This is a genomic window from Rhodanobacter sp. Soil772 (genome assembly GCF_001428385.1).
Classification (GTDB): domain Bacteria; phylum Pseudomonadota; class Gammaproteobacteria; order Xanthomonadales; family Rhodanobacteraceae; genus Rhodanobacter.
Map to the genome: position 1 here is coordinate 1,383,644 of NZ_LMSK01000001.1, position 25,900 is coordinate 1,409,543.

Here is a 25,900-nt window from a genome sequence, read left to right on the forward strand (position 1 = left end):
CGCATGTCCATACACCCCATACTTTCCGCGTTGCGCCGGCACAAGACGGGCACAACCCTTATTGCCCTGCAGATCGCGCTGACCCTGGCGATTGTCTGCAATGCCTTGTTCATCATCAGGACGCAGTTCGAGCAGATGGGCCGCCCTACGGGACTCGACGAGCACCATCTGCTCATGGTTGCAACGACACAATCCGGTATCAACAGCAGCACGGACGCCGGCAAGGCAACACTCGACGCATCGATCAAGGCTGACCTGACCGCCCTGCGGCAGTTGCCAGATGTGGTCGATGCCTACGAAACCCATTCGCTGCCATTGAGTGGTAGCCCTTGGGGGCTTGGAATAAGGATGGTGCCTAGCGGTTCTTACGGCTCTCATACCACCTATTTCCATGCCGATGAGCATACCCTCACAACGCTGGGCCTGCGATTAGTGGCGGGGCGTAATTTTCGCAGCGACGAGATTGGCGAGGATGATAATTTTGGTGTTCTGCAGCCAGCGGTCATCATCGTTTCCATGCACCTGGCTGACAATCTGTTTCCTCACGGTGACGCTCTGGGCAAGCAGATCTATTTCACCAGCGCCACCAAACCGAGCACCATCGTCGGCATCGTCGAACGTATGCAAACTAGCTCGGTTCGTAGCTCGACCGATAACAGGACATGGGACTCCACCTTGGTGCCCATGCGCTTGGTAACCCCCTCCCGCTACTACGTGGTGCGCACTAAACCAGGTCGGCTGGCCGCTGCCATGCAGAGCGTACCGGCAGCCCTGTATGCCCAGGATCCGCAGCGTGTGATTCCTGACGGATCAGAGGGCGACGAAGTCGGTGTGCGCAGCTTCGCGCAGATTCGTGCCGAGGCTTACCAAGGCGATCGCACATTGGCGATACTGATGGGTGTGATCAGCAGCATCCTGCTGGCGGTAACCGGTTGCGGCATCGCGGGACTTTCCAGCTTCTGGGTTGGCCAGCGCCGGCGACAAATAGGTGTGCGCCGTGCGCTCGGCGCAACCCGGCGCGACATCATTCGTTACTTTCTTGTCGAAAACGCGCTTATCAGCGCTACCGGGGTCATCGTCGGGGTACTGCTGGCCTTCGGGTTCAGCGGATGGTTGATGGGGCAGTTCGAGCTGGCACGGCTTTCGCCGGTCTATGTCCTGATCGGCGCGGTGACGCTTGTACTGCTAAGCCAGGGAGCCGCCCTCGCCCCCGCACTGCGCGCTGCGCGGATTGCACCGGTGGAGGCTATGCGCTCATCGTGACCCGCCTCGGCGAGTGATCTATGAAGAGTGCAGCACGTCACATCGGGCAAGGCCTCACTCGATCGGCGTGTGCCGGTACGTGCTGACACCCTCAGCGCGCACGATCGAGGCCTGGTTCGACCACGTGCGGCGGATGTAGGTGACCACCGCCGCCACTTCGCCGTCGCTCAGCTGCTGCGCGAACGGCGGCATCGAGTACGGTCGCTGGTTGGCCGCGGTGACCGGGGCGAAGCCGCCGAGCAGGACCATCCGGGTCGCGTTGATGCCGGTCGGTTCGGTCACCGAGGAGTTGCCGTCCAGCGGCGGATAGACCTCGGCCACGCCCTCGCCGCGCTTGCCGTGGCACTCGGCGCAGTGTTTCGCGTAGACCTTCCCGCCCTGCTCGGCCAGCGTCCTGGCGTCGAATGGCGTGGTCGGCGGCGCCGGCTGCCCGCGCGGCGGCAGCGACTGCAGATAGGTGGCGATCGCGCGCAGGTCGGCGTCGCTCATGTGCTGGGTGCTGTCCGACACCACCGCGGCCATCGGGCCGAACGCCGCGCCCCTGGCGGACTGACCGGTCTTCAGCAGGTCGACGATGTCCTGCGCGCCCCAGCCTTCCAGGCCGCCGTTCTTGCGGGTGCTCAGGTCGGGCGCGTACCAGTTCTGCATCGGGATCTGGCCGCCGGTGAGGTGCACGTCCTGCGGCGTGCCGCCGAGCGAGTCGCGCGCCGCATGGCATTCGTTGCAGTGGCCCAGGCCCTGCACCAGATAGGCGCCGCGGTTCCACTCGGCCGACTGCGCCGGATCGAGCTTGAACTCGCCTTCGCGGAAGTACAGCGTGCGCCACGCCGCCAGGCTCTTGCGCACGCTGTACGGGAACGCCAGCGCCGGCGCGACGACCGGCTGGTGCACCGGCGCCAGCGACTGCAGGTAGGCGAAGATCGCCAGTGCATCGTCGTGGTTCACCTTGGTATACGAGGTGTACGAGAACGCCGGGTACAGCAGTTCGCCATGGCGGCCCTTGCCGCTGTGCAACGCCTGCCAGAAATCCTCGAAGCTCCAGTCGCCCAGGCCGGTCTCGCGATCGGGCGTGATGTTGGGCACCGGGATATCGCCGAACGGCGTGGCCAGCGCACGCCCACCGGCGTAGCGCGCACCGCCTTGCGCGGTATGGCAGCCGGCGCAGTCGCCGACCGTGGCCAGGTATTCGCCCTTGGCGATCAGCGCCGGATCGCGCAAAGTGGTCGCCGCGACCTTGCTCGCGGCCGGCGGGGTCGGCCGGCTGCCACTGCCGCCGAACAACACCCAGCCCAGCGCCAGCACCACCAGCAACGCGATCAGCAGCAACAGCCAACGCAGCCATTTCATGACGGGTCTCCCGTCGCGCCCAGCACGCCACAGGCCAGCGGCGGCGTTACCGAGCCGGCCGCTTGCGCATGCGTGTCGGTCGGCAACTCGCGACTGGCCAGTGCCGCCGCCACCGCAGTGATGTCCGACTCGCTCAGTCGGTTCGCCACCGTCGCCATGCAGTCGGGCGCCACCGTGGCGCGGGTATGCGTGCGCCAGGAGCCCAGTTGCGCGCTGATGTAATCGTACGGCAAGCCGACCAGGCCCGGCGTGGACGGTTCCACCCCGGTCAACTGGCTGCCGTGGCAACTGCTGCAGGCCGGAATCTTGCGCGCCGGGTCGCCCTTGTCGACCAGCTGCTCGCCACGCTGCAGCGTCGCGGCGGACACCGGCGGCAGTGGCGAGCGGCTATACGGTACCTGCTGCGCCGCGAAGTATTCGGCGATCTCACGCATGTACGCGGGCGGCAGTTGGCGCACGGTGTATTCCATCGGCGCGTACTTGCGCAGGCCGTTCTGGAAATCCTGCATCTGGCGCGCCAGGTAGGCCGCCGGCTTGCCGGCAAGGCGCGGGAAATAACCGCTGCCGGGCGTGCCTTCGCCATGCACGCCATGGCAGGTGGTGCAGGCGGCGATGCGCTGCTGCAAGGTGTCGGGGATCGCGGAAGTATCGGCGGCGTGGCTGGCGGTGCCGCACAACAGGGCGACCGCGAACAGGATGGCGACACCGAACGGCTTGGCATGACGCAGGCTGGCGTTCGTATTCATCCGGCAATTGTACGCTCGCGACCGCAGCGCCCATTCCGGGCCGGCGCTAAGCTGGGGCCACGCGACAACATGTCGCATCGTCGAAACCGGGGGTTACCGTGAACCGTTCAGCCGTCCATCTCGCCGCACTCGTCACTGCCTTGCTTGCCGGCCCCGCGCTGGCCGCCGAGGCCGCGCCGCCAAGCGTCGCCTACGCGTCGATCGACCAGCTGCAGCAGCGCATGGATGCCGGCACGCTGGACAGCCGCCAGCTGACGCGGCAGTTGCTCGAGCGCATCCAGCAGGTCGACCGTTCCGGCCCGACCTTGCGCGCGGTGATCGAGACGAATCCCGACGCGCTGGCGCTGGCCGGCGCGCTCGACGCGAAACGCACGAAGACCCGCGGCCCGCTGTACGGCATCCCGGTACTGCTGAAGGACAACATCGACACCGGCGACCGCATGCTCACCACCGCCGGCTCGCTGGCGCTGGCCGATGCGCCGGCGCCGCGCGACGCCGGCCTGGTCGAACGGCTGCGCAAGGCCGGCGCGCTGATCCTGGGCAAGACCAACCTCAGCGAATGGGCCAACTTCCGCTCCAACCACGCCAGCAGCGGCTGGAGCGGGCGCGGCGGGCAAACGAAGAACCCCTACGTGCTCGACCGCAACCCGTGCGGCTCCAGCGCCGGCTCCGGCGCTGCGGTGGCAGCCGGCCTGACCACGGTGGCGATCGGCAGCGAGACCGACGGCTCGATCATCTGCCCCGCCGCGATGAACGGCATCGTCGGCATCAAGCCCACCCTGGGCCTGGTCAGCCGCGCCGGCATCGTGCCGATCAGCCACAGCCAGGACACCGCCGGCCCGATGGCGCGCAACGTGGCCGATGCCGCCGCCCTGCTCAGCGTGATCGCCGGCAGCGACCCGCGCGATCCGGCCACCGCCGAAGCGGACAGGCACGCCACCGATTACACGAAGTTCCTCGACCCGAACGGACTGAAGGGCAAACGCATCGGCGTGGTACGCCAGCTCGCCGGCGCCGAACCGAACGCCGACCGCGTGCTCGAACAGTCGATCGCGCTGATGAAGGCGCAAGGCGCGATCATCGTCGACCCGGTCGTGCTGCCGCACCTGGCCGAGCTCGGCAAGCCGGAGATCACCGTGCTGCTGTACGACTTCAAGCACGACATCAACGCCTACCTGGCCAGTCGCACGGGCCTCAAGGTAAAGACGCTGGCCGACCTGATCGCGTTCAACCAGGCGCATGCCGGCGAAGAGATGCCCTGGTTCGGCCAGGAGCTGTTCGAGCAAGCCGAGAAGAAGGGGCCGCTCAGCGACAAGGCGTACACGAATGCGCTGGCGCAGGCGAAGCGGCTGTCCGGTCCGCAGGGCATCGACGCGGCCTTGAAGGCGCAGCACCTGGACGCCTTGCTGGCGCCGTCGTGGGGCCCGGCCTTCATGACCGATCCGGTGCTCGGCGACCACATCGTCAGCGGCGACCCCACCGTGGGCGGCGCCTCGCAGCCGGCGGCCGTGGCCGGCTATCCCTCGATCACCGTGCCGGCCGGCTTCGCCTACGGCCTGCCGGTCGGCATCGTGCTGTTCGGTGCGAAGTGGAGCGAGCCGACGCTGATCTCGATCGCCTACGGCTTCGAGCAACACGCCAAGGCATGGCAGCCGCCGCAGTTCCTGGATACGGTCGGCGGCAAGCCGGTGACAACCATTCATTGAGCCTGCAACGAGAAAAGGCGGCCGATGGCCGCCTTTTCATCGGACGTCCCGATCTGGCGCGTCAGCCCTGTCCGCCCACCGACTTGCGCACGATCAACATCGCCAGTTCCAGCGACTGCTCGTAGTTCAGACGCGGATCGACCATCGACTTATAGGCGCGGTCGAGGTCGCTCTCGGACAGATCGCGAGCACCGCCCATGCATTCGGTGACATCCTCGCCGGTCAACTCCAAGTGCACGCCGCCGAGCCGGGTACCGGCCGCCGCGTGGAGGTCGAACGCCTGTTCCAGCTCGCCACGGATGTTGTCGAAGCGGCGGGTCTTGTGTCCGTTCGAGGTGTTCTCGGTATTGCCGTGCATCGGATCGGCCACCCACAGCACGCGCCGGCCTTCGCGCTTCACCGCTTCCAGCAGCGGCGGCAACGCGGCGGCGATCTTCGCATTGCCCATGCGATGGATCAGGGTCAGCCGACCCGGTTCGTCATCAGGGTTCAGCGCATCGATCAGCGGCAGCAGTTGCCCGGGCGTCACCGAGGGACCCACCTTCACCGCGACCGGATTGCGAATGCCGCGGAAATACTCCACGTGGGCGCCGTCCAGCGCCGCCGTGCGCATGCCGATCCACGGGAAGTGGGTAGACAGGTTGAACCAGCCGGGATGGCGCGGCACCTGGCGGGTCAGCGCCTGCTCGTAATGCAGCAGCAGCGCTTCGTGCGAGGTAAAGAAATCCACCTTGGAGAACCCGGCGATCGGACCGGCCAGGGTCTCCATGAAGCGCAGCGAATCGCCGATGGCGGCGACCATCTGCCGGTACTCGGCGGCCAGCGGCGAATGCTCGACCCAGGCCAGATCCCAGTACTCCGGATGGTGCAGATCGGCGAAGCCGCCGTCGATCAGCGCGCGCACGAAGTTCATCGTCAGCGCGGAATGCGCATGCGCCCGGATCAGCCGCTGCGGATCGGGGCGACGCGCCTCGGCGGTGAACGCCGGGCTGTTGACCACGTCGCCACGAAAGCTCGGCAAGGTCACGCCGTCGCGCGTCTCAGTGTCGGTCGAGCGCGGCTTCGCGTACTGCCCGGCAAAACGGCCCACCCGCAGCACCGGCTTCTTCAGCCCGTGCACCAGCACCAGGCTCATCTGCAGCAGTACCTTCAGCCGGTTGGAGATCACCGGGCTGGTGCAGTCGGCGAAGGTTTCCGCGCAATCGCCGCCCTGCAGCAGGAAGCGCCCGCCTTCCTGCGCCTCGGCCAAGGCTTGCTTCAGCGCCAGCACTTCCCACGAGGTCACCAGCGGCGGCAACTGCGCAAGATGCACGCCGGCCCGGGCCAGTTCGGCCGCATCGTCGTAATGCGGCTGCTGCAGCGCCACGCGCTGCTGCCAGGAACCGGGGGTCCAGTCGCTGGGCGTGAACACGTTCGGCGAAGCAGGATTCATCGCACAGCCTTGGCAATACTCACTTCGATGCGACCCGGCGCCGCGCCGCCACGACCACCAGCACGCCCAGCGCGACGAACCACAGCAAGCTCCAGGCCGGCATCGGCAGGCCGAGGATCGGTTCGACCTTGGCGCACTCGCCGGAGCCGGTGAACACCAGCTTCAACAGCTTCGACAACGGGAACGCATCCAGCATGTAACCCAGCCCGGGACCGCAGGAAGGCACCTGATCGGCCGGCAGACTCTGCAGCCACAGATGGCGGCCGGCGGTAACGATGCCGCCCACGGCACCCGCCAGCACCAGCCCCGCATAGGCCCAGCGACCGTTGCCGCGTGGCGCATGCAGCCCGCCCAGCAGGAAAAACAACGCCATGAACAGGAAGGCGACGCGCTGGAAGACGCACAACGGGCACGGCGTCATGCCCAGCCCGTACTCGGCATACAGCGCAAAACCAAGCAGGCCTGCGCAGAGCAGGAAACCGACGAGAAAACTGACACGGTACGACCAGCGGAATGGATTCATGGCGGATTGTTGCGTTGCGGAACAATGACCTTACCTGTTCGCCGGGGCGCTGTCAGCAGCGCTTGCGGCATCCCGGGAAAAATATCCGGTTCGTTGATGCCCACATGCACGAAAACCCGGCAGGTCGCCCGGCCGGGTTTTCGTGTTTGGACGTCTGAACGCCAAGCCTGCCTGATGGGCGGCCGACCGGCTTACTCGGCGTCGACAGCTTCGACCTGCGGGCGACCGACCAGCTCGACATACGCCATCGGCGCATTGTCGCCCGGGCGGAAGCCGCACTTGAGGATGCGCAGGTAGCCGCCGGGACGCTCCTTGTAGCGCGGGCCCAGCTCGACGAACAGCTTGCCGACCGCTTCCTTGTCGCGCAGGCGCGAGAAGGCGAGGCGGCGATTGGCCACGCCGTCGGCCTTGGCCAGCGTGATCAGCGGCTCGGCCACGCGGCGAAGTTCCTTCGCCTTGGGCAGGGTGGTGCGGATCAGCTCGTGCTTGATCAGCGACGACGCCATGTTCTTGAACATGGCTTCGCGGTGCGAGCTGGTGCGGTTGAGTTTGCGTCCGGATTTTTGGTGGCGCATGGCAAAAGTCTCTATGTCTGTTGTTATGAAAAGCCGGCACTTGTGTCCGGCTTCCCGCGGTTACCCGCTTTTATGGCCTCGTTGAATCCGAGGCTCAGTATTGAAACCCGAAATCAGCCAAGCTGCATACCGTGCGAAAGGCCCGGCGGCGGCCAGTTCTCAAGCTTCATGCCAAGTGCGAGACCACGCCCGCCCAGCACGTCCTTGATTTCGGTCAGCGACTTCTTGCCCAGGTTCGGCGTCTTCAGCAGCTCGACCTCGGTCTTTTGCACCAGGTCGCCGATGTAGTAGATGCTCTCGGCCTTCAGGCAGTTCGCCGAACGCACGGTGAGCTCCAGATCGTCGATCGGACGCAGCAGCAACGGATCGAAACCGCTCTTCTCCGCCTTGTCGGTGGCGCTCTCGCGACGCGAGAAGTCGCCGAACACCGACAGCTGGTCGTTGATGATCTCGGCGGCCTTGCGGACCGCGTCTTCAGCACCGATCGTGCCGTTGGTCTCGATGTCCAGCACCAGCTTGTCGAGGTTGGTGCGCTGCTCGACACGAGCGGCGTCCACCTCGTAGGCCACGCGCAGCACCGGCGCGAACGACGCATCCAGCTGCAGGCGACCGATCGGGCGCGCCTCGTCATCCGGATGCTGGCGCGCGCTGGCCGGCTGGTAGCCGACGCCGCGACGCACCTTCAGGCGCATGTTGAGCGCGATGTCCTTGGTCAGGTGGCAGATCACGTGCTCGGGGTTGATGATTTCCACCGAGTGGTCGACGACGATGTCGCCAGCCGTGACCACGCCCTTGCCTTTCTTGGACAGGGTCAGGGTGACTTCATCGCCCGTATGCTGACGAATCGCCACGTCCTTGAGGTTGAGCAGGACTTCAATGACGTCCTCCTGCAGGCCTTCCAGGGTGGTGTATTCGTGCAGCACGCCATCGATTTCCACCTCGACGATGGCACTGCCAGGAATCGAGGAGAGCAGCACGCGGCGCAGCGCGTTGCCCAGGGTATGGCCGAAGCCACGCTCGAGCGGCTCGACTACCACCTTGGCGCGGTTGGCTCCGAGCTGTTCGACGCTGAGGCCCCGAGGCCGCAGCACACTAGTTGACGAAACTGCCATGCAGAGCTCCGGTAATTACTTCGAGTAAAGCTCGACGATCAGTGCTTCATTGATGTCGGACGGCAGATCACCGCGATCCGGCACCGACTTGAACGTACCTTCGAATTTCTTGGCGTCGACCTCGACCCAGACCGGACGCAGGTCCATGGTGTCGAACACGGTCGCCGCTTCCTGCACGCGCAGCTGGCTGCGGGCGCGCTCGGTCAACGCAATCGCGTCGCCCGGACGAACCTGGTACGAAGGAATGTTCACCTTCTTGCCGTTCACCAGGATCGCCTTGTGGGCAACCAGCTGACGAGCCTGGGCGCGGGTGACCGCGAAACCCATGCGATAGACGACGTTGTCCAGACGGCTTTCGAGCAGGCGCAACAGGTTTTCACCGGTGTTGCCCTTGGACGTCGACGCCTTGGTGTAGTAGTTGCTGAACTGGCGCTCGAGCACACCGTAGATGCGCTTGACCTTCTGCTTTTCACGCAGCTGCACGGCATAGTCGGACATGCGCATGCGCTTGTTCGCGCCATGCTGGCCGGGCTTGTTTTCCAGCTTGCACTTGGAATCCAGCGCGCGCGCCGGGCTCTTCAGGCTGAGATCTGCACCCTCACGACGGGCGAGTTTGCAGGTAGCTCCACGATAACGGGCCATGGGTATGCTCCTTAGACTCGACGCTTCTTGGGGGGACGGCAGCCGTTATGCGGAATCGGCGTGACGTCGATGATGTTGAGCACCTTGTAGCCCAACGCATTCAGCGAACGCACCGCCGACTCGCGGCCCGGGCCGGGGCCCTTGATGCGTACTTCCACCGTCTTCACGCCGTAGTCGCCTGCCGCGCGGCCGGCCTTTTCGGCGGCCACCTGGGCAGCGAACGGGGTCGACTTGCGCGAGCCACGGAAACCGGCGCCGCCGGCAGTAGCCCACGACAAGGCATTGCCCTGACGATCGGTGATGGTGACGATGGTGTTGTTGAAGGAGGCCTGCACGTGGGCCACGGCATCCGTGACAACGCGCTTGATCTTCTTCTTGGTCTTGACCGGCTTAGCCATGGTTTAGAGGCTCTTTGTTAATCAGTGCGGCCACGAACGGCCGCTTTTTGATCTTCGCGATCAGGGAAGATCGCACTGGTGCAATCACTTCTTGATCGCGCGACGGGGGCCCTTGCGGGTACGTGCGTTGGTACGTGTGCGCTGACCGCGCACCGGCAGGCCGCGACGATGGCGCAGGCCACGGTAGCAACCCAGGTCCATCAGACGCTTGATGGCCATGCCCACCTCACGGCGCAAATCGCCTTCGACGGTGTACTTGGCGATCTCGTGGCGGATCTTCTCCACCTCGCCTTCACTGAGGGACTTGATCTGGGTGGTCGGAACCACGCCAGCATCCACGCAGACCTTCTTGGCCCGGCTGCGGCCGATACCGTAAATGCTCTGCAGACCAACCCAGACATGCTTCTGGACCGGCAAATTGACACCCGCGATGCGCGCCATGATGTACTTTCTCCGATGCGTTTCGTGCGCGGTAAACGCGCAATTTTAACCTGAATTACCCTAACTGGAAAGCCCTGCGACACCGCGGTGTCGCCACTCCCCGACTTTGACCAACCAAACCGCAGCCTCAGCTGCGGCGGAGGTTGGCCTTCTTGAGCAGACTTTCGTACTGGTGACTGACCAGGTGCGCCTGCACCTGAGACGTGAAATCCATCACCACAACCACCACGATCAGCAGCGACGTGCCACCGAAGTAAAACGGTACATGCCAGGCGTTCTGCATGAACGACGGCACCAGACACACCGCCACCAGATACAACGCACCGACACCGGTCAGACGCGTCATCACCGCATCGATGTAGCTGGCCGTGGCCTTGCCCGGGCGGATGCCCGGAATCAGCGCGCCCGACCGCTTGAGGTTGTCGGCCGTCTCATCGGCGTTGAACACGATCGCCGTGTAGAAGAACGCAAAACCCATCACCAATATCGAAGACACCGTCTCGTACAGCGGGTTGCCCGGGCTCAGCGCCTGGGTCAGATCCTGCAGCCAGCGCGACTGCTGCCCGGTGCTGAACCAGCTGATCGCCGTGGCCGGGAACATCAACAGGCTGGACGCGAAGATCGGCGGAATCACACCCGACATGTTGATCTTCAACGGCAGGTTCGAACTCTGGTTCTGATAGGCCTTCTGCCCGCCGGAACGCCGTGCGTAGTTCACCGTGATGCGCCGCTGGGCGCGCTCCATGAACACCACGAACGCCGTCACCGCCAGCGCCAGGCCAAACACCATCAACAACTTGATCAGCGACAATTCACCGTTGCTGGCCATGCCCAGGGTATGCACCACCGCCCCTGGCAGACCGGCGACGATACCGGCGAAGATCAGCAGCGAAATGCCGTTGCCGACACCGCGCTCGGTCATCTGCTCGCCCAGCCACATCAGGAACATGGTGCCGGCAGTAAGCCCGACCACGGACGAAAAGACGAAGCCGAAACCCGGTGTATAAACCACCGGTGCGCCACCTGCCGCGACCTGCCCCTGCAACGCCACCGCAATGCCGAACGACTGGAACGCCGCCAGGGCCACTGTGGCATAGCGCGTATACATCGTCATCTTGCGCTTGCCGGCCTCGCCTTCCTTGCGCAGGCTCTGCAGGCTCGGTACTACCGCGCCCATCATCTGGAACACGATCGACGCCGAAATGTACGGAATCACGCCGAGCGCGAATACCGAGAAGCGTTCCAGCGCACCACCCGAGAACATGTTGAACATGTCCATCAGGCCATTGCCGTTGACCAGATTGGTCATCGCCTCCGGATTGACGCCCGGGACCGGGATGAACGAACCGAGCCGGAACACCACCAGCGCACCGATCACGAAGAAGATGCGCTGACGAAGCTCCGTCAGTTTGCCGAGCTTGCCGAGTGCGTTGCCCTTGGCTGCTGCCACCTGATTACTCCACGCTGCCGCCGGCAGCCTCGATGGCTGCCTTGGCGCCGGCGGTAGCCAGCAAACCGGACAACTTCACCGCGCGACCGATTTCACCCTTGAGGACCACCTTGACCTTTTTCGCGCGACTGTCGATCAGGCCAGCCTGATGCAGCACGACGACGTCGATCACGTCAGCCTTGAGACTGGCCAGCTGATACAGGAACACTTCCTGGCTCGCGACCTTCAACTTCGAGCGGAAACCGACCTTCGGCATCCGACGATTCAGCGGCATCTGGCCGCCTTCGAAACCGTACTTGTGGGTGCCGCCCGCACGGGCATGCTGACCCTTGTGGCCGCGACCGGCAGTCTTGCCCATGCCCGAACCGATGCCGCGACCGACGCGCAGACGCGTCTTGTGGGAACCGGCGGCCGGCTTGATGTCATTCAGACGCATGATGATTACTCCTCGACCCGAACCAGGTAGTAGACCGTGTTGATCAGGCCACGGACCTGCGGGCTGTCCTTCAACTCACGGACGTCATCGATCTTGCCCAAGCCCAGCGCCTTGACGCTCAGGCGATGGCGAGCCTGCACGCCGCGCAGGCCCTTGACCAGGCGCACGCGCACGGTGGCGGCGGTTTCGTTCTTCTTAGCCATTGCCCAGCACCTCTTCCAGGGTCTTGCCACGCTTGGCGGCGATCTTCTTGGGCGAGGCAACCGCCTGCAGGCCCTTGATGGTGGCGCGCACCAGGTTGATCGGATTGCGCGAACCCACGGCCTTGGCCAGCACGTTCTTGACGCCGACCACTTCCAGCACCGCACGCATGGCGCCACCGGCGATCACGCCAGTACCTTCGGAAGCGGGCTGCATATAGACGCGGGCGGCGCCATGGTTCGCCTTCACGGCGTACCACAGGGTGCCGTTGTTCAGCTCGATGTTCACCATCTGGCGACGGGCGCGCTCCATGGCCTTGGAGATGGCGACCGGCACTTCACGCGCCTTGCCATAACCGAAGCCAACCTTGCCCTCGCCGTCACCAACCACGGTCAGTGCGGTGAAGCTCATCTGGCGGCCACCCTTGACGGTCTTGGCCACACGGTTGACGGCAATCAACTTTTCCAGCAGGCCGTCGGAATTTTCGCGATCGGTAGAAGACATGTTCTTTTCCATGTGCCCGGCGAACCGGGACTTTGCTTGCGGCTGAGCCGCTTGGAGTTGTAGGTGTCGCTGTGGAAATCAGGGCCGTGCCCTGACCCGGGTGCTGCTTAGAACTTCAAGCCGGCCTCGCGTGCCGCATCGGCCAGCGCCTTGATACGGCCGTGGTAGCGGAAACCGGAACGGTCGAACGCGACCGACTCGATGCCTGCAGCCTTCGCGCGCTCGGCGACTGCCTTGCCCACCGCAGCAGCGGCGGTCAGGTTCTTGGTGCCCTTGAGGCCCTCGGCGACCGACTTCTGCACGGTGGAGGCGGCAGCCACCACGTTCTTGCCGGAGGCGTCGAATACCTGCGCATAGATGTGCTGGCCGGTGCGGTGCACCGACAGGCGGGCCACGGCCAGCTTGCGGATGTGCGAGCGGGTGGACTTGGCGCGGCGCAGGCGGTTTTCGTTCTTGTTCATCGTCATAATTCCTCGAAAGCGGATCGGCTGGATGGGGTTGGGCTCTTTTGAAGTATCCGGCAGTGAACGGCCGACCTTCGCGGAGGGACCCGCATTACGCCTTCTTGGCTTCCTTCAGCGTGATCTTCTCACCGGCATAGCGCACGCCCTTGCCCTTGTAGGGCTCCGGCGGACGGAAACCGCGAATCTTGGCCGCCACCTGACCCACCGCCTGCTTGTCCGCGCCCTTGATCAGGACTTCGGTCTGCGTCGGGGTTTCGATGCTGATGCCTTCCGGCGCCTCGAACACCACCGGGTGGGAAAAGCCCAGGCTCAGGTTCAGCGACTTGCCCTGCATGGAAACGCGGTAGCCGACGCCGACCAGCTCGAGCTTGCGCTCGTAGCCGGTGGAGACACCGGTGACCATGTTGGACAGCAGCGCACGCGCGGTACCGCCGAACTTGTCGTCGGCGCCATCAACGAGGCTGATGTTCGCAACGCCATTGTCCACGGCGACGCTGACGCCCGGCAGGTGATGCACGGACAGCGTGCCCTTCGGGCCTTTCACCGAAATGCTGTCGTTACCGACGGTCATCTCGACGCCCTTGGGCAGGGAAATTGGTTGTTTGGCTACACGTGACATCGAAAGACTCCTTATGCCACTTGGCCGATGACTTCGCCGCCCAGACCCTTGGCACGGGCCTGCGCATCGGTCAACAGACCGGCGGAAGTCGAGATGATCGAGATACCCAGGCCGCCAAGGACCTTCGGCAGCTCGTCCTTGCCGCGGTACACACGCAGGCCGGAGCGGCTGACACGGGAAATACGCTCGATGGCCGGCTGGCCCTCGAAATACTTGAGCTTGATCTCGAGCACCGGCTTGCCTTCCTCGGCGGAAGTCTTGGCGTCGAGGATGTAGCCCTCGTTCTTGAGAAGGTCGGCGATCGCCACCTTCAGTTTCGACGACGGCATACGCACGGTCGGCTTGCCCATGGCCTGGGCATTGCGGACGCGCGTGAACAGATCGGCGATGGGATCAGTCATGCTCATGAAAACATCCTTCAGAGTGCACCGATATCCGATAAAACCGGAAATCAATCAGATTGTGAGCCGCCATGGACGACGGCCTGCCTTGCGCAGACCGCCGACTATATCAGCAATTTCAGGTTTTAGCGAATCTCGATGCGGTAGTCGCATCAGCGGCTGCTTGTTGAGCAGCCCGGTGAGTCGTTCGCGACACTTGCGCCCCGAGCGACTCCGGTTTTGTATTACCAGCTGGCCTTGCGCAGACCCGGCACGTCGCCGCGCATGGTCGCTTCACGCAGCTTGTTGCGGCCCAGGCCAAACTTGGCGTAGACGGCACGCGGGCGACCGGTCAACGCGCAACGGGTGCGCTGGCGCACCGGGCTGGCGTCGCGCGGCAGCTTCTGCAGCTTGGACTGGGCTTCCATCTTCTCCTCGTAGGAGGAGCTGGGGCTCAGCACGATCGCCTTCAGTTCAGCGCGCTTGGCAGCGAACTTCTGGACGAGTTTGGTCCGCTTGATATCGCGGTTCACCATTGATGTCTTGGCCATGGATTACGCCTATCAGTTGCGGAACGGGAAGCTGAACGCGGCCAGCAGGGCTTTCGCCTCTTCGTCGGTCTTGGCGGTGGTGGTGATGGAGATATCCATGCCACGCAGCGCATCGACCTGGTCGAAGTCGATTTCAGGGAAGATGATCTGTTCCTTGATACCGAAGTTGTAGTTGCCGCGGCCGTCGAAGGCCTTGCCCGAGACACCGCGGAAGTCGCGCACGCGCGGCAGCGAGATGTTGATCAGGCGGTCGAGGAACTCGAACATCTGCGCGCGGCGCAAGGTGACCTTGCAGCCGATCGGCCAGCCATCGCGGATCTTGAACGAGGCCACGGAAACGCGCGCCTTGGTCGTGATCGGCTTCTGGCCGGAGATCTTGGCCATGTCGGCCACGGCGTTCTCGAGCACTTTCTTGTTGCCCGCGGCTTCGCCCACGCCCATGTTCAGCGTGATCTTGGTGATGCGCGGAACCTGCATCACGTTCTGGTAGCCGAACTGCTCGGTGAGCTTGGCAACTACCTGCTCTTTGTAGAAATTTTCAAGGCGCGTCATGATCGTGTTCCTTACGCGTCCACGACCTCGCCAGTCGAACGGAACACGCGGACCTTGCGCCCATCTTCGAGCGTTTTGGTGCCGACGCGTTCACCCTTGTTCGTGGCGGGGTTGAACAGCTGCACATTGGAGAGATGGATCGAGGCTTCACGCTCGACGATGCCGCCAGCCTGGTTGGCCTGGGGATTCGGCTTGGTGTGACGCTTCACCAGATTCACGTTGGAGACGAACACGCGATCGTCTGCAACACGCAGCACATCGCCGCGCTGACCCTTGTTCTTGCCGGTGATCACGAGGACCTGATCACCCTTGCGGATACGGTTCATTTCTTGACTCCGCTCAGAGCACTTCGGGAGCAAGCGAGACGATCTTCATGAACTTCTCGCTGCGCAGCTCGCGGGTAACCGGCCCGAAAATACGGGTACCGATCGGCTCGAGCTTGTTGTTGAGGAGGACCGCTGCGTTGCCGTCGAAACGGATCAGCGAACCATCGGGGCGGCGTACGCCCTTGGCGGTACGCACCACCACGGCATTGTACACTTCGCCCTTCTTGACCTTGCCGCGGGGGATCGCATCCTTCACGGTGACCTTGATCACGTCACCGATCGCGGCATAGCGGCGCTTGGAGCCGCCGAGCACCTTGATGCACATCAGTTCTTTCGCGCCGCTGTTGTCCGCTGCGGAAAGCGTGCTTTGCATCTGGATCATGTCTGCACCCTCCCTTAGACGTTGGCGCGCGTGATGATTTCAACCACGCGGTGATGTTTGGTCTTGGACAACGGACGGCATTCGGCGATACGCACGAGGTCACCCTCGTTCGCGCCGAGGTCGTCCTGCGCATGCAGCTTGGTCGAGCGGCGGATGATCTTGCCGAGCAGCCAATGCTGCTCCTGGCGCTCGACCAGGACCGTGACGGTCTTGTCCATCTTGTTGCTGGTGACGCGGCCCTCGAGGGTGCGCGTCTGCTTGTTGTTGTCGCTCATGTCGGCCGTCCCTTACTTCTTGCCGCCGAGCACGAACTTCGTGCGGGCGATGTCACGCCGAACGCGGCGAAGCTGGTGCGGCTGAGTGAGCTGGCCGGAACCCTTCTGCATGCGCAGATTGAACTGCTCCTTGCGCAGGTCCAGCAGGTGCTGCTTCAGCTCGTCGGCCGACTGGTTGTTGATATCTTTGCTGGCCATCACATCACCGCCCGTGTCACAAACTGGGTCTGCACCGACAGCTTGGCGGCGGCCAGGCGGAACGCCTCGCGAGCCGTCAACTCGTCGACACCCTCGATTTCATAGAGCATGCGGCCAGGCTGGATCGGTGCAACCCAGAACTCGACACTGCCCTTGCCCGCGCCCATGCGGACTTCGATCGGCTTCTTGGTGATCGGCTTGTCCGGAAACACGCGGATCCACAACTTGCCGCCACGCTTGACGAAGCGGGTGATGCAACGACGGGCGGCTTCGATCTGGCGTGCGGTGAGCGCGCCGTGGGTCGTAGCCTTCAGGCCGTACTCGCCGAAGCTGACGAGGTTGGAGCACTGCGCCAGACCGTCGTTACGGCCCTTGAACTGCTTGCGGTACTTGGTTCGCTTGGGTTGCAACATGGCAACTCTCCTTACTTCGCAGACCGCTCGCGGCGGCCGTCACCGGCCTCGCGACGCGAATCATTACGACGACCTTCGCCACCTTCGCGGCGCGGCTGCGAGGACGACTCGTCCTTCGACTCCTGGCCAATCTGGGTCAGGTCGAAGATCTCGCCCTTGTAGACCCACACCTTGATGCCGATGATGCCGTAGGTCGTGCTCGCCTCGGCGAAGCCGTAGTCGATGTCCGCGCGCAGTGTATGCAGCGGCACGCGACCTTCGCGGCTCCACTCGGAGCGGGCGATCTCGGCACCGTTCAAACGACCGGACACGTTGATCTTGATGCCCAGCGCGCCCAGGCGCATCGCGTTGCCGACCGAGCGCTTCATCGCGCGGCGGAACATGATGCGGCGCTCCAACTGCTGCGCGATCGACTCGGCCACCAGCTGCGCGTCCAACTCAGGCTTGCGCACTTCGCTGACGTTGATGTGCGTCGGGACGCCCATCATGTCGCTGACTTCCTTGCGCAGCTTCTCGATATCCTCGCCCTTCTTGCCGATCACCACGCCCGGGCGGGCGGTGTGGATCGTCACGCGCGCGGTCTTGGCCGGACGCTCGATCTGGATCTTCGAGATGCCGGCGGCAGCCAGCTTCTTCTTCAGCATGTCGCGGACTTTGATGTCGGCCACGAGATACTTGGCGTAATCAGCCTTGTTTGCGTACCACTTCGAGTTCCAGTCCTTGGCAATGCCGAGGCGGATACCGGTGGGATGAACTTTATGACCCATCGTCTATGTCCCCGGTCAGTTACCAACAACCACAGTGATGTGGCTGGTGCGCTTGAGAATGCGCGAACCGCGGCCTTTGGCGCGGGCATACATGCGTTTCATCGCCGGACCTTCGTCGACAAAGATGCTGGCCACCTTCAGCTCGTCGACGTCGGCGCCGAGATTGTTTTCGGCGTTGGCGACGGCCGACAGCAGCACCTTGCGGACAAGGAGTGCGGCCTTCTTGTTGGTGTAGGTGAGCACGTCGCTGGCCCGGCCCACGGGAAGTCCGCGAACCAGATCAGCTACCAGGCGTGCCTTTTGCGCCGAAATGCGGGCGCCGCGCAGGATCGCTTTGGCTTCAGTGCTCATCACTTGCCCTTCTTGTCGCCGACATGGCCTTTGAATGTACGGGTCACCGCGAACTCGCCGAGCTTGTGCCCGACCATGTTCTCGTTGATCAGGACGGGCACGTGCTGACGGCCGTTGTGGATGGCGATGGTCAAGCCGACCATTTCCGGCAGGATCATCGAGCGGCGCGACCAGGTCTTGATCGGGCGCTTGTTGTGGGCGGAAACCGCAGCTTCCACCTTCTTCACGAGGTGAAGGTCGACGAACGGACCTTTCTTCAAAGAGCGAGGCATGTCGGCTTCCTGTTACTTGGTACGACGACGCACGATGAACTGCTGCGTGCGCTTGTTGTTACGGGTCTTGTAGCCCTTGGCCGGAGTGCCCCACGGGCTGACCGGATGACGACCGCCAGAAGTCTTGCCTTCGCCACCACCGTGCGGATGGTCGACCGGGTTCATCACCACGCCGCGAACGGTCGGGCGAATACCCAGCCAGCGCTTGGCGCCGGCCTTGCCGAGCTTCTTCAGGCTGTGCTCGCCGTTGCCGACTTCACCGATGGTGGCGCGGCAATCGACCGAGACGCGACGCATCTCGCCGGAGCGCAAACGCAGCGTGGCGTAACCGGATTCGCGAGCGACCAGCTGCACCGAAGCGCCGGCACTGCGGGCGATCTGCGCACCCTTGCCAGGACGCAGCTCGATGCAATGGATCGTGCTGCCCATCGGGATGTTGCGCAGCTGCAGGCAGTTGCCGGCCTTGATCGGCGCATCGCGGCCGGACACTAGGCGATCGTCCACCTGCACGCCCTTCGGCGCGATGATGTAACGACGCTCACCGTCGGCGTAGCACAGCAGCGCAATATGTGCGGTGCGGTTCGGATCGTATTCGATGCGCTCGACGCGGGCGGCGATGCCTTCCTTGTCGCGCTTGAAGTCGATGATGCGGTAATGCTGCTTATGACCGCCGCCGCGATGACGCACGGTGATGCGGCCATGATGATTGCGACCGCCGGTGCGGGACTGCGACTCGGTCAACGCCGCGTACGGCGCGCCCTTGTGCAGGCCTTCCGTCTTGACGCTGACTGCGTCGCGACGACCCGGCGAGGTCGGCTTGTGGTTGATTAGTGCCATCTCACAGAACTCCTGGCTCAGGCCTTGGCGGACACGTCGATGGTCTGGCCATCGGCAAGACGCACGTAGGCCTTGCGCTTGCCCTGGCGGCTGCCAGCGCGTTGACGGAAGGCTTTGACCTTGCCCTTGGTGTTGACGAGGTTCACCTGCTCGACCTTGACGTCGAACAGCTTCTCCACGGCAGCGCGGACATCGGCCTTGGTCGCCGCGGGGGCGACCACGAATACGTACTGGTTGTGCTCGGCCAGACGCGCCGATTTCTCGGAGATGTGCGGCGCGCGCAGCGTGTCGAGAATGCGTTCGTTGTTCATGCCAGCCACTCCTCGACCTTCTTCACGGCCTCAACCGTCATCACCACCTGATCGGAACCGACCAGGCTGACCGGGTTCAGCGCCATCACGTCCAGCACATGGATATACGGGATGTTGCGGGCGGCCAGGAACACCGCTTCGGAGGCGTCTTCCGACACCAGCAGCACGCGACCGGAAACTTCCAGCTCGGCCAGCTTGGCCACCATCGCGGAGGTCTTCGGCGTCTCGACGCCAAAGCTCTCGACGACCTTCAGGCGACCCTGACGGACCAGCTCGGAGAAGATCGAGCGGATCGCGACGCGGTAGGCCTTGCGGTTGACCTTCTGCTCGTAGCTGCGCGGCTTGGCCGCGAAGGTGCGGCCGCCACCGACAAAGATCGGTGCACGGTAATCACCGTGACGGGCACCGCCGCCCTTCTGCTTCTTGAATTTCTTGGTGGTACCGGACATCTCGCCGCGCGACAGCTGCGACTGGGTGCCGGCACGGCCGGCCGCCTGATAGGCGATCACGACCTGGTGGACCAGGGCCTTCTTGTACTCACCGCCGAACACTTCGTCCGACACGTTGAGCGGCTTGGCGCCAATGACATTCAATTCCATGGCGACTCTCCTCAACCCTTGGTCGTCGGGCGGATGATGACGTCGCCACCGGTTGCACCCGGTACCGCGCCCTTCACCGCAATCAGGTGACGCTCGGCGTCGACCTTGACCACTTCCAGACCCTGCGCCGAACGGCGCACGGCACCCATGTGACCGGCCATCTTCTTGCCCGGAAACACGCGACCCGGCGTCTGGCGCTGACCGATGGAGCCCGGCGCGCGATGCGACAGCGAGTTACCGTGGGTGGCGTCACCCATCTTGAAGTTCCAGCGCTTGATCGTGCCCTGGAAACCCTTGCCCTTCGACACGCCGGCGACATCGACGATCTGGCCAACGGAGAACACGTCGTCAGCCTTGATCTCGGCGCCCACGGTGTACTTGCCGAGATCGTCGGCAGACACGCGGAATTCCCACAAACCACGACCCGGCTCAACCTTGGCCTTCGCGTAATGACCCTTCAGCGGCTGCGTCAGCAGGTTCGCGCGCTTGCTGCCCGCCGAAACCTGGACGGCGCTGTAGCCATCGTTATCGTCCGTCTTCAACTGGGTCACGCGGTTCGGCGTCGCTTCAATCAGCGTCACCGGAATCGAGCGGCCATCTTCAGTGAAGAGTCGGCTCATGCCGCATTTGCGGCCAACCAATCCGATACTCATCTTCGTATCCTGTCTGTCGCTCAACCGAGCTTGATCTGAACATCGACGCCAGCGGCGAGATCAAGCTTCATGAGCGCGTCCACGGTTTTGTCGTTCGGGTCGACGATGTCGAGCACACGCTTGTGCGTACGGGTCTCGTACTGGTCGCGTGCATCCTTGTCGACGTGCGGCGACGTCAGAATGGTGTAACGCTCGATCTTGGTCGGAAGCGGAATCGGGCCGAGTACCGTGGCACCCGTGCGCTTAGCCGTCTCGACGATCTCGCTGGCCGAGCGGTCGATCAGCCGGTGATCGTACGCCTTCAGCCGAATCCGAATCTTCTGGTTCGCCATAACCGTGTCCTGTTGTCGAAAGAACGTAATGTGAAACGAAGCGGCTTCTCACCGCCTCGCACAACCCTTTGCAACCACATCGGGAGCCGTGAATATTCCCCGACCCCAATTCGAAAAGGCCAGGCGAGCACTATTCGGCTCGCCTGGACAGAATCTGCATCGCGCAACGAGACATTGTCGGCAGGCAGGACCTGCGAAATATTCCATTGCGATGGGCCATCCCGGCCCGCGAACTCGAAGCACGTCCTGCGCCTCATTTCGCGGTAGATCGGTCAAAGCCGAAGCTTTGATCGACAAGTGAGCTGCGAAGTATATCTGCTAATTTCCCTACAGGGAAGTGGTTCGGCGGCAAAACCACGAGCCGCCTCTCCGGCGTTATCCGACCATCAGGTCGAATCAAGGCGGAAGTTATCCCGGCAGCTTGCTGCCGGGATAACGGTTCTTACTTGATGACCTTGGCCACCACGCCGGCGCCGACGGTGCGGCCGCCTTCGCGGATGGCGAAACGCAAGCCTTCGTCCATCGCGATCGGGTGGATCAGGCTCACCACCATCTTCACGTTGTCGCCCGGCATCACCATCTCCACGCCTTCCGGCAGGGTCACGGCACCGGTCACGTCGGTCGTGCGGAAGTAGAACTGCGGGCGGTAGCCCTTGAAGAACGGCGTGTGACGGCCACCCTCGTCCTTCGACAGCACRTACACCTCGGCCTCGAAGTCCGTATGCGGGGTGATCGTGCCCGGCTTGGCCARCACCTGGCCACGCTCCACGTCGTCACGCTTCAGGCCGCGCAGCARCAGACCGGCGTTGTCGCCCGCCTGACCCTGGTCCAGCAGCTTGCGGAACATTTCCACGCCRGTGACCGTGGTCTTCTGCGTGTCGCGGATGCCGACCACTTCGATTTCGTCGCCGACCTTGATGATGCCGCGCTCGATACGRCCGGTCACCACCGTGCCGCGACCGGAGATCGAGAACACGTCYTCCACCGGCATCAGGAACGGCTTGTCGACCGCACGCACCGGCTCCGGAATGTAGCTGTCCAGCGCATCGACCAGCTTGATGATCGACGGCACGCCGATCTCGCTCTGATCGCCTTCCAGCGCCAGCTTGGCCGAACCGTGGATCATCNATGTAGCTGTCCAGCGCATCGACCAGCTTGATGATCGACGGCACGCCGATCTCGCTCTGATCGCCTTCCAGCGCCAGCTTGGCCGAACCGTGGATCATCGGCGTGTCGTCGCCCGGGAAGTCGTACTTCGACAGCAGCTCGCGCACTTCCATCTCGACCAGTTCCAGCAGCTCGGCGTCGTCCACCATGTCCGCCTTGTTCAGGTAGACCACGATGTACGGCACGCCGACCTGGCGGCTCAGCAGAATGTGTTCGCGCGTCTGCGGCATCGGGCCGTCCGCGGCCGAGCACACCAGGATCGCGCCGTCCATCTGCGCCGCACCCGTGATCATGTTCTTCACATAGTCAGCGTGGCCCGGGCAATCGACGTGCGCGTAGTGACGCTTCGGCGACTCGTATTCCACGTGCGCCGTCGAGATCGTGATGCCGCGCGCCTTCTCTTCCGGCGCCGCGTCGATCGCGCTGTAATCCTTGAACTCGCCACCGAAGCGCTCCGCACCGACCTTCGTCAGCGCTGCCGTCAGCGTCGTCTTGCCGTGATCCACGTGACCAATCGTGCCGACGTTGACGTGCGGCTTGGTGCGTTCGAATTTACCCTTTGCCATGACTCAAACCTCTGAGAGAACTTATTTGATGATCTGCAGCTGCACGTTTCGCGGCTCCAGCAGGTCGTGCTTGTNCCGACCTTCGTCAGCGCTGCCGTCAGCGTCGTCTTGCCGTGATCCACGTGACCAATCGTGCCGACGTTGACGTGCGGCTTGGTGCGTTCGAATTTACCCTTTGCCATGACTCAAACCTCTGAGAGAACTTATTTGATGATACGTCCACGAATGGCCGCTTCTTTTAAGAGTGCGGCCATGGATGGCCGCTTCCTGATCTTTGCCGTTGCGATCAGGAAGATCGCACAAGTTACGCCTTCTTCATGACCTGCTCGGCGATGTTGTTCGGCGCTTCGGCGTAGTGGTCGAATTCCATCGTGAAGGTGGCGCGACCCTGGGTCAGCGAGCGGATGGTCGTCGCGTAGCCGAACATCTCGCCCAGCGGAACCATCGCGTCGATGGTCTTGCCCGACGGCGTGTCGTCCTGGCCCTGGAGCAGGCCGCGACGACGGCTCATGTCGCCCATCACGTCACCGACGTACTCTTCCGGCGTCACCACTTCGATCTTCATGATCGGTTCGAGCAGCACCGGGTTCGCCTTCGCGAAGCCCTGCTTGAACGCCATGGATGCGGCGAGCTTGAACGCCATTTCGGACGAGTCGACGTCATGGTAGGAGCCGAACACGAGCTTCACCTTCACGCCGACGACCGGGAAGCCGGCCAGCGGACCACTGGTGATGGTCTCACGCAGGCCCTTTTCGACCGACGGGATGAACTCCTTCGGAATCACGCCACCGGTGATGTCGTTGATGAAGAGGAAATCGTTCTTCACGTTCGGATCGGCACGGTCGGCCTCGGTCATCGGCGACAGCTCGATCACGACGTGACCGTACTGGCCCTTGCCGCCCGACTGCTTGGCGTGCTTGTAATCCGATTTGACGTCCGACGCGCGGATCGTCTCGCGGTAAGCCACCTGCGGCTTGCCGACGTTGGCCTCGACGTTGAACTCGCGGCGCATGCGATCGACCAGGATGTCCAGGTGCAACTCGCCCATGCCGGAGATGATCGTCTGGCCCGACTCCTCGTCCGTGCGCACGCGGAACGACGGATCTTCCGCGGCCAGACGGCCGAGGGCGACGCCCATCTTTTCCTGGTCCGACTTGGTCTTCGGCTCGACCGCCATCGAGATCACCGGCTCCGGGAACGTCATGCGCTCCAGGGTGATGATGTGGTCCTGCGCGCACAGCGTGTCGCCGGTCGTCACGTCCTTCAGGCCGACCGCGGCGGCGATATCGCCCGCGCGGACTTCCTTCAGTTCCTGACGCTCGTTCGCGTGCATCTGCAGGATGCGGCCAATGCGCTCCTTCTTGCTCTTGACCGGGTTGTACACGGCATCGCCGGAGTTCAACGTGCCCGAATAGACACGGAAGAACGTCAGCGAGCCGACGAACGGATCGGTCATGATCTTGAACGCGAGCGCGGAGAACGGCGCGGCGTCGTCCGCCTTGCGCGTGGCTTCCTGATCGTTCTCGTCGATGCCGGCAACCGGCGGGCGGTCGGCGGGTGACGGCAGCAGCTGAACCACTGCGTCGAGCATCGCCTGGACGCCCTTGTTCTTGAACGCGGTACCGCAGAACACCGGGATGATCTCGTTCGCGAGCGTGCGCTGGCGCAGGCCGGCGATGATCTCGTCCATGGTGAGGTCACCACCTTCGAGATACTTGTTCATCAACTCCTCGGTGGCTTCCGCAGCGGATTCCACCATGAAGCTGTGCGCTTCTGCAGCCTTGTCGAGCAGATCCGCAGGAATGTCCTTGAGCACGAATTTCATGCCCTGGGACTCCATGTCCCAGACGATCGCCTTCATCTTGAGCAGGTCGACCACGCCCTCGAAACTGTCCTCGGCGCCGATTGGCACCTGCATCGGCACCGGATGCGCGCCAAGGCGGGCCTTCAGCTGGCCGACCACCTTGTCGAAGTTGGCGCCGGTACGGTCCATCTTGTTGACGAAGGCGAGGCGGGGAACCTTGTACTTGTTGGCCTGGCGCCACACGGTCTCGGACTGCGGCTGCACGCCACCGACCGCGCACAGCACGAACACCGCGCCGTCAAGCACGCGCAGCGAACGCTCGACTTCGATGGTGAAGTCGACGTGTCCGGGAGTGTCGATGATGTTGAAGCGATGCTGCTCGAGCGAGCCGTCCATGCCCTTCCAGAACGCCGTCGTCGCCGCCGACGTAATGGTGATGCCACGCTCCTGCTCCTGCTCCATCCAGTCCATCGTGGCGGCGCCGTCATGCACCTCGCCAATCTTGTGACTGACGCCGGTGTAGAACAGGATGCGCTCCGTGGTGGTGGTCTTGCCGGCATCGATGTGGGCCATGATGCCGAAATTGCGGTAGCGATCGATTGGAGTGGTGCGTGCCATTGATATGTACCTGTGCCGGGCTGCCTGCCCGATTCTATGCAGCCGTCCGGGCCACGCTTTTAGTGAAAAGTCCGGCTTGGACGCCAGTTTGTTCTTGCCATCAGGGAAGACGGCTTGAACTCCAAGAATCCGCCGTGAATGGCGGATTTGTTCTTTGCCGTCAGCGATGACGGCAAAGCAAGACCATTACCAGCGGTAGTGCGAGAAGGCCTTGTTGGCCTCTGCCATGCGATGCGTTTCCTCACGCTTCTTGGCAGCGCCACCGCGGCTCTCCGAAGCCTCCAGCAACTCGGCAGCCAGCTTGCGCGGCATCGAGGTCTCGCCGCGCTTGCGGGCAGCGTCGATGACCCAGCGCATCGCCAGCGCCATGCGGCGACCCGGACGCACTTCGACCGGCACCTGGTAGGTGGCACCGCCGACACGACGCGACTTCACTTCGACCGCCGGAGCGATGTTGTTCAGTGCCTTCTCGACCAGAGCCACCGGCTCGGCATTCTTTTCGCCGATGTGCTGCAGCGCACCGTAGACGATGCTCTCGGCCACGGACTTCTTGCCGCTCTTCATCACCATGTTGATGAAACGGGCAATCAGCTGGCTGCCGTGCTTGGGATCCGGCAGAACCAGACGGGCGGGATGTGAACCTTTACGCGACATGTTTTTTGTCCGTTATTTTTTTGCGAGCATCCC

36 protein-coding genes and 2 pseudogenes are annotated in these 25,900 nt (G+C 63.6%); 2 read left to right on the forward strand and 36 right to left on the reverse strand.

What is annotated here, in order from left to right; all coding sequences use genetic code 11:
• Positions 1–3 precede the first annotated feature (3 nt).
• Positions 4–1,263, forward strand: a complete 1,260-nt coding sequence (locus tag ASG75_RS06495; protein ID WP_056386797.1) for an FtsX-like permease family protein — start codon at positions 4–6, stop codon at positions 1,261–1,263.
• 54 nt (positions 1,264–1,317) lie between these two features.
• Here ASG75_RS06495 and ASG75_RS06500 read toward each other — a convergent pair whose 3' ends face one another.
• Together ASG75_RS06500 and ASG75_RS06505 are read right to left on the reverse strand one after the other, a co-directional pair.
• Entirely contained in the window at positions 1,318–2,610 is a 1,293-nt protein-coding gene (locus ASG75_RS06500; protein ID WP_056386799.1) for a cytochrome c, read from the reverse strand.
• Positions 2,607–3,356 carry a c-type cytochrome gene (locus ASG75_RS06505; RefSeq protein ID WP_056386801.1) on the reverse strand — a complete coding sequence of 250 codons (750 nt, stop codon included), beginning with the start codon at positions 3,354–3,356 and terminating at the stop codon, positions 2,607–2,609. The genes ASG75_RS06500 and ASG75_RS06505 overlap by 4 nt, the downstream gene beginning before the upstream one ends.
• A 98-nt stretch (positions 3,357–3,454) precedes the next feature.
• Here ASG75_RS06505 and ASG75_RS06510 point away from each other — a divergent pair, with 98 nt between their 5' ends.
• Complete coding sequence (locus ASG75_RS06510) at positions 3,455–5,062, forward strand: amidase (protein ID WP_056386804.1); 1,608 nt, start codon at positions 3,455–3,457, stop codon at positions 5,060–5,062.
• 61 nt (positions 5,063–5,123) lie between these two features.
• On the opposite strand, the gene ASG75_RS06515 is transcribed toward ASG75_RS06510, so the two are convergent.
• The 34 genes and pseudogenes from ASG75_RS06515 to rpsG all read right to left on the reverse strand — a co-directional run bounded on the left by ASG75_RS06515 (position 5,124) and on the right by rpsG (position 25,867).
• Positions 5,124–6,494 (reverse strand): 3-deoxy-7-phosphoheptulonate synthase class II, encoded by a 1,371-nt coding sequence (locus tag ASG75_RS06515; RefSeq protein ID WP_056386806.1) that lies wholly within the window; start codon positions 6,492–6,494, stop codon positions 5,124–5,126.
• Positions 6,495–6,513: 19 nt separating this feature from the next.
• A complete protein-coding gene (locus ASG75_RS06520; protein ID WP_056386808.1) occupies positions 6,514–7,017 on the reverse strand; it encodes a disulfide bond formation protein B in 504 nt (167 codons plus the stop codon).
• Positions 7,018–7,208: 191 nt separating this feature from the next.
• Complete coding sequence (rplQ, locus tag ASG75_RS06525) at positions 7,209–7,592, reverse strand: 50S ribosomal protein L17 (RefSeq protein ID WP_056386810.1); 384 nt, start codon at positions 7,590–7,592, stop codon at positions 7,209–7,211.
• Positions 7,593–7,705: 113 nt separating this feature from the next.
• Positions 7,706–8,704 (reverse strand): DNA-directed RNA polymerase subunit alpha, encoded by a 999-nt coding sequence (rpoA, locus tag ASG75_RS06530; protein ID WP_056386812.1) that lies wholly within the window; start codon positions 8,702–8,704, stop codon positions 7,706–7,708.
• A 15-nt stretch (positions 8,705–8,719) separates the two neighbouring features.
• The gene (gene rpsD, locus ASG75_RS06535) at positions 8,720–9,346 is read right to left on the reverse strand and encodes a 30S ribosomal protein S4 (protein WP_056386814.1); all 627 of its coding nucleotides are present in this window, start codon (positions 9,344–9,346) and stop codon (positions 8,720–8,722) included.
• Positions 9,347–9,357: 11 nt separating this feature from the next.
• Positions 9,358–9,744, reverse strand: coding sequence for a 30S ribosomal protein S11 (gene rpsK / locus ASG75_RS06540; protein ID WP_007513384.1), 387 nt, complete (start codon positions 9,742–9,744; stop codon positions 9,358–9,360).
• A gap of 84 nt (positions 9,745–9,828) precedes the next feature.
• Entirely contained in the window at positions 9,829–10,185 is a 357-nt protein-coding gene (gene rpsM, locus ASG75_RS06545) for a 30S ribosomal protein S13 (protein WP_056386816.1), read from the reverse strand.
• 127 nt (positions 10,186–10,312) lie between these two features.
• A complete protein-coding gene (gene secY, locus ASG75_RS06550; RefSeq protein ID WP_056386817.1) occupies positions 10,313–11,635 on the reverse strand; it encodes a preprotein translocase subunit SecY in 1,323 nt (440 codons plus the stop codon).
• 4 nt (positions 11,636–11,639) lie between these two features.
• Entirely contained in the window at positions 11,640–12,077 is a 438-nt protein-coding gene (rplO, locus tag ASG75_RS06555; RefSeq protein WP_200935630.1) for a 50S ribosomal protein L15, read from the reverse strand.
• Positions 12,077–12,274, reverse strand: a complete 198-nt coding sequence (rpmD, locus tag ASG75_RS06560) for a 50S ribosomal protein L30 (RefSeq protein ID WP_007513375.1) — start codon at positions 12,272–12,274, stop codon at positions 12,077–12,079. The genes rplO and rpmD overlap by 1 nt, the downstream gene beginning before the upstream one ends.
• On the reverse strand, positions 12,267–12,776 hold the full coding sequence (rpsE, locus tag ASG75_RS06565) for a 30S ribosomal protein S5 (protein ID WP_056387080.1): 510 nt from the start codon (positions 12,774–12,776) through the stop codon (positions 12,267–12,269). The genes rpmD and rpsE overlap by 8 nt, the downstream gene beginning before the upstream one ends.
• Before the next feature lie 107 nt (positions 12,777–12,883).
• Positions 12,884–13,243 carry a 50S ribosomal protein L18 gene (gene rplR / locus ASG75_RS06570; protein ID WP_200935611.1) on the reverse strand — a complete coding sequence of 120 codons (360 nt, stop codon included), beginning with the start codon at positions 13,241–13,243 and terminating at the stop codon, positions 12,884–12,886.
• A gap of 88 nt (positions 13,244–13,331) precedes the next feature.
• Complete coding sequence (rplF, locus tag ASG75_RS06575) at positions 13,332–13,859, reverse strand: 50S ribosomal protein L6 (RefSeq protein WP_056386820.1); 528 nt, start codon at positions 13,857–13,859, stop codon at positions 13,332–13,334.
• 11 nt (positions 13,860–13,870) lie between these two features.
• Entirely contained in the window at positions 13,871–14,266 is a 396-nt protein-coding gene (gene rpsH / locus ASG75_RS06580; RefSeq protein ID WP_007808190.1) for a 30S ribosomal protein S8, read from the reverse strand.
• Between the two features lie 218 nt (positions 14,267–14,484).
• The gene (gene rpsN / locus ASG75_RS06585) at positions 14,485–14,790 is read right to left on the reverse strand and encodes a 30S ribosomal protein S14 (RefSeq protein ID WP_056386822.1); all 306 of its coding nucleotides are present in this window, start codon (positions 14,788–14,790) and stop codon (positions 14,485–14,487) included.
• 12 nt (positions 14,791–14,802) lie between these two features.
• Complete coding sequence (rplE, locus tag ASG75_RS06590; protein WP_200935632.1) at positions 14,803–15,345, reverse strand: 50S ribosomal protein L5; 543 nt, start codon at positions 15,343–15,345, stop codon at positions 14,803–14,805.
• A gap of 8 nt (positions 15,346–15,353) precedes the next feature.
• Positions 15,354–15,668 (reverse strand): 50S ribosomal protein L24, encoded by a 315-nt coding sequence (gene rplX / locus ASG75_RS06595; protein ID WP_056386827.1) that lies wholly within the window; start codon positions 15,666–15,668, stop codon positions 15,354–15,356.
• A 13-nt stretch (positions 15,669–15,681) separates the two neighbouring features.
• Positions 15,682–16,050, reverse strand: a complete 369-nt coding sequence (gene rplN, locus ASG75_RS06600) for a 50S ribosomal protein L14 (RefSeq protein WP_007513359.1) — start codon at positions 16,048–16,050, stop codon at positions 15,682–15,684.
• Between the two features lie 14 nt (positions 16,051–16,064).
• Positions 16,065–16,325: a 30S ribosomal protein S17 gene (gene rpsQ / locus ASG75_RS06605; RefSeq protein ID WP_027485136.1), complete on the reverse strand. Its 261-nt coding sequence runs from the start codon at positions 16,323–16,325 to the stop codon at positions 16,065–16,067.
• A 12-nt stretch (positions 16,326–16,337) separates the two neighbouring features.
• Entirely contained in the window at positions 16,338–16,523 is a 186-nt protein-coding gene (gene rpmC, locus ASG75_RS06610; RefSeq protein ID WP_007082182.1) for a 50S ribosomal protein L29, read from the reverse strand.
• Positions 16,523–16,936 carry a 50S ribosomal protein L16 gene (gene rplP / locus ASG75_RS06615; protein WP_056386829.1) on the reverse strand — a complete coding sequence of 138 codons (414 nt, stop codon included), beginning with the start codon at positions 16,934–16,936 and terminating at the stop codon, positions 16,523–16,525. The genes rpmC and rplP overlap by 1 nt, the downstream gene beginning before the upstream one ends.
• Before the next feature lie 11 nt (positions 16,937–16,947).
• Positions 16,948–17,703, reverse strand: coding sequence for a 30S ribosomal protein S3 (gene rpsC, locus ASG75_RS06620; RefSeq protein WP_056386831.1), 756 nt, complete (start codon positions 17,701–17,703; stop codon positions 16,948–16,950).
• A gap of 15 nt (positions 17,704–17,718) precedes the next feature.
• Positions 17,719–18,054, reverse strand: coding sequence for a 50S ribosomal protein L22 (rplV, locus tag ASG75_RS06625; RefSeq protein ID WP_056386833.1), 336 nt, complete (start codon positions 18,052–18,054; stop codon positions 17,719–17,721).
• On the reverse strand, positions 18,054–18,326 hold the full coding sequence (gene rpsS / locus ASG75_RS06630; RefSeq protein ID WP_056386835.1) for a 30S ribosomal protein S19: 273 nt from the start codon (positions 18,324–18,326) through the stop codon (positions 18,054–18,056). Before rpsS ends, rplV begins: the two co-directional genes overlap by 1 nt.
• Before the next feature lie 12 nt (positions 18,327–18,338).
• Positions 18,339–19,163, reverse strand: a complete 825-nt coding sequence (rplB, locus tag ASG75_RS06635) for a 50S ribosomal protein L2 (protein ID WP_056386838.1) — start codon at positions 19,161–19,163, stop codon at positions 18,339–18,341.
• A gap of 17 nt (positions 19,164–19,180) precedes the next feature.
• A complete protein-coding gene (gene rplW / locus ASG75_RS06640) occupies positions 19,181–19,474 on the reverse strand; it encodes a 50S ribosomal protein L23 (RefSeq protein ID WP_056386840.1) in 294 nt (97 codons plus the stop codon).
• Complete coding sequence (gene rplD, locus ASG75_RS06645) at positions 19,471–20,073, reverse strand: 50S ribosomal protein L4 (protein ID WP_056386841.1); 603 nt, start codon at positions 20,071–20,073, stop codon at positions 19,471–19,473. The genes rplW and rplD overlap by 4 nt, the downstream gene beginning before the upstream one ends.
• An 11-nt stretch (positions 20,074–20,084) precedes the next feature.
• Positions 20,085–20,726 carry a 50S ribosomal protein L3 gene (rplC, locus tag ASG75_RS06650; protein WP_056386844.1) on the reverse strand — a complete coding sequence of 214 codons (642 nt, stop codon included), beginning with the start codon at positions 20,724–20,726 and terminating at the stop codon, positions 20,085–20,087.
• Positions 20,727–20,746: 20 nt separating this feature from the next.
• Positions 20,747–21,058, reverse strand: coding sequence for a 30S ribosomal protein S10 (rpsJ, locus tag ASG75_RS06655; protein ID WP_007082173.1), 312 nt, complete (start codon positions 21,056–21,058; stop codon positions 20,747–20,749).
• A 442-nt stretch (positions 21,059–21,500) separates the two neighbouring features.
• A partial coding sequence (locus ASG75_RS16615; protein WP_268793532.1) for an EF-Tu/IF-2/RF-3 family GTPase occupies positions 21,501–22,185 on the reverse strand: 685 nt, incomplete at its 5' end.
• Between the two features lies 1 nt (position 22,186).
• Positions 22,187–22,791 (reverse strand): annotated as a pseudogene (locus ASG75_RS16620) (GTP-binding protein); the annotation flags it as partial.
• A gap of 75 nt (positions 22,792–22,866) precedes the next feature.
• Positions 22,867–22,973, reverse strand: a pseudogene (locus ASG75_RS16785) (GTP-binding protein); the annotation flags it as partial.
• A 122-nt stretch (positions 22,974–23,095) separates the two neighbouring features.
• Positions 23,096–25,213, reverse strand: a complete 2,118-nt coding sequence (fusA, locus tag ASG75_RS06665) for an elongation factor G (protein ID WP_056386846.1) — start codon at positions 25,211–25,213, stop codon at positions 23,096–23,098.
• A 186-nt stretch (positions 25,214–25,399) separates the two neighbouring features.
• Positions 25,400–25,867: a 30S ribosomal protein S7 gene (gene rpsG, locus ASG75_RS06670; protein ID WP_007514548.1), complete on the reverse strand. Its 468-nt coding sequence runs from the start codon at positions 25,865–25,867 to the stop codon at positions 25,400–25,402.
• Positions 25,868–25,900: the final 33 nt, after the last annotated feature.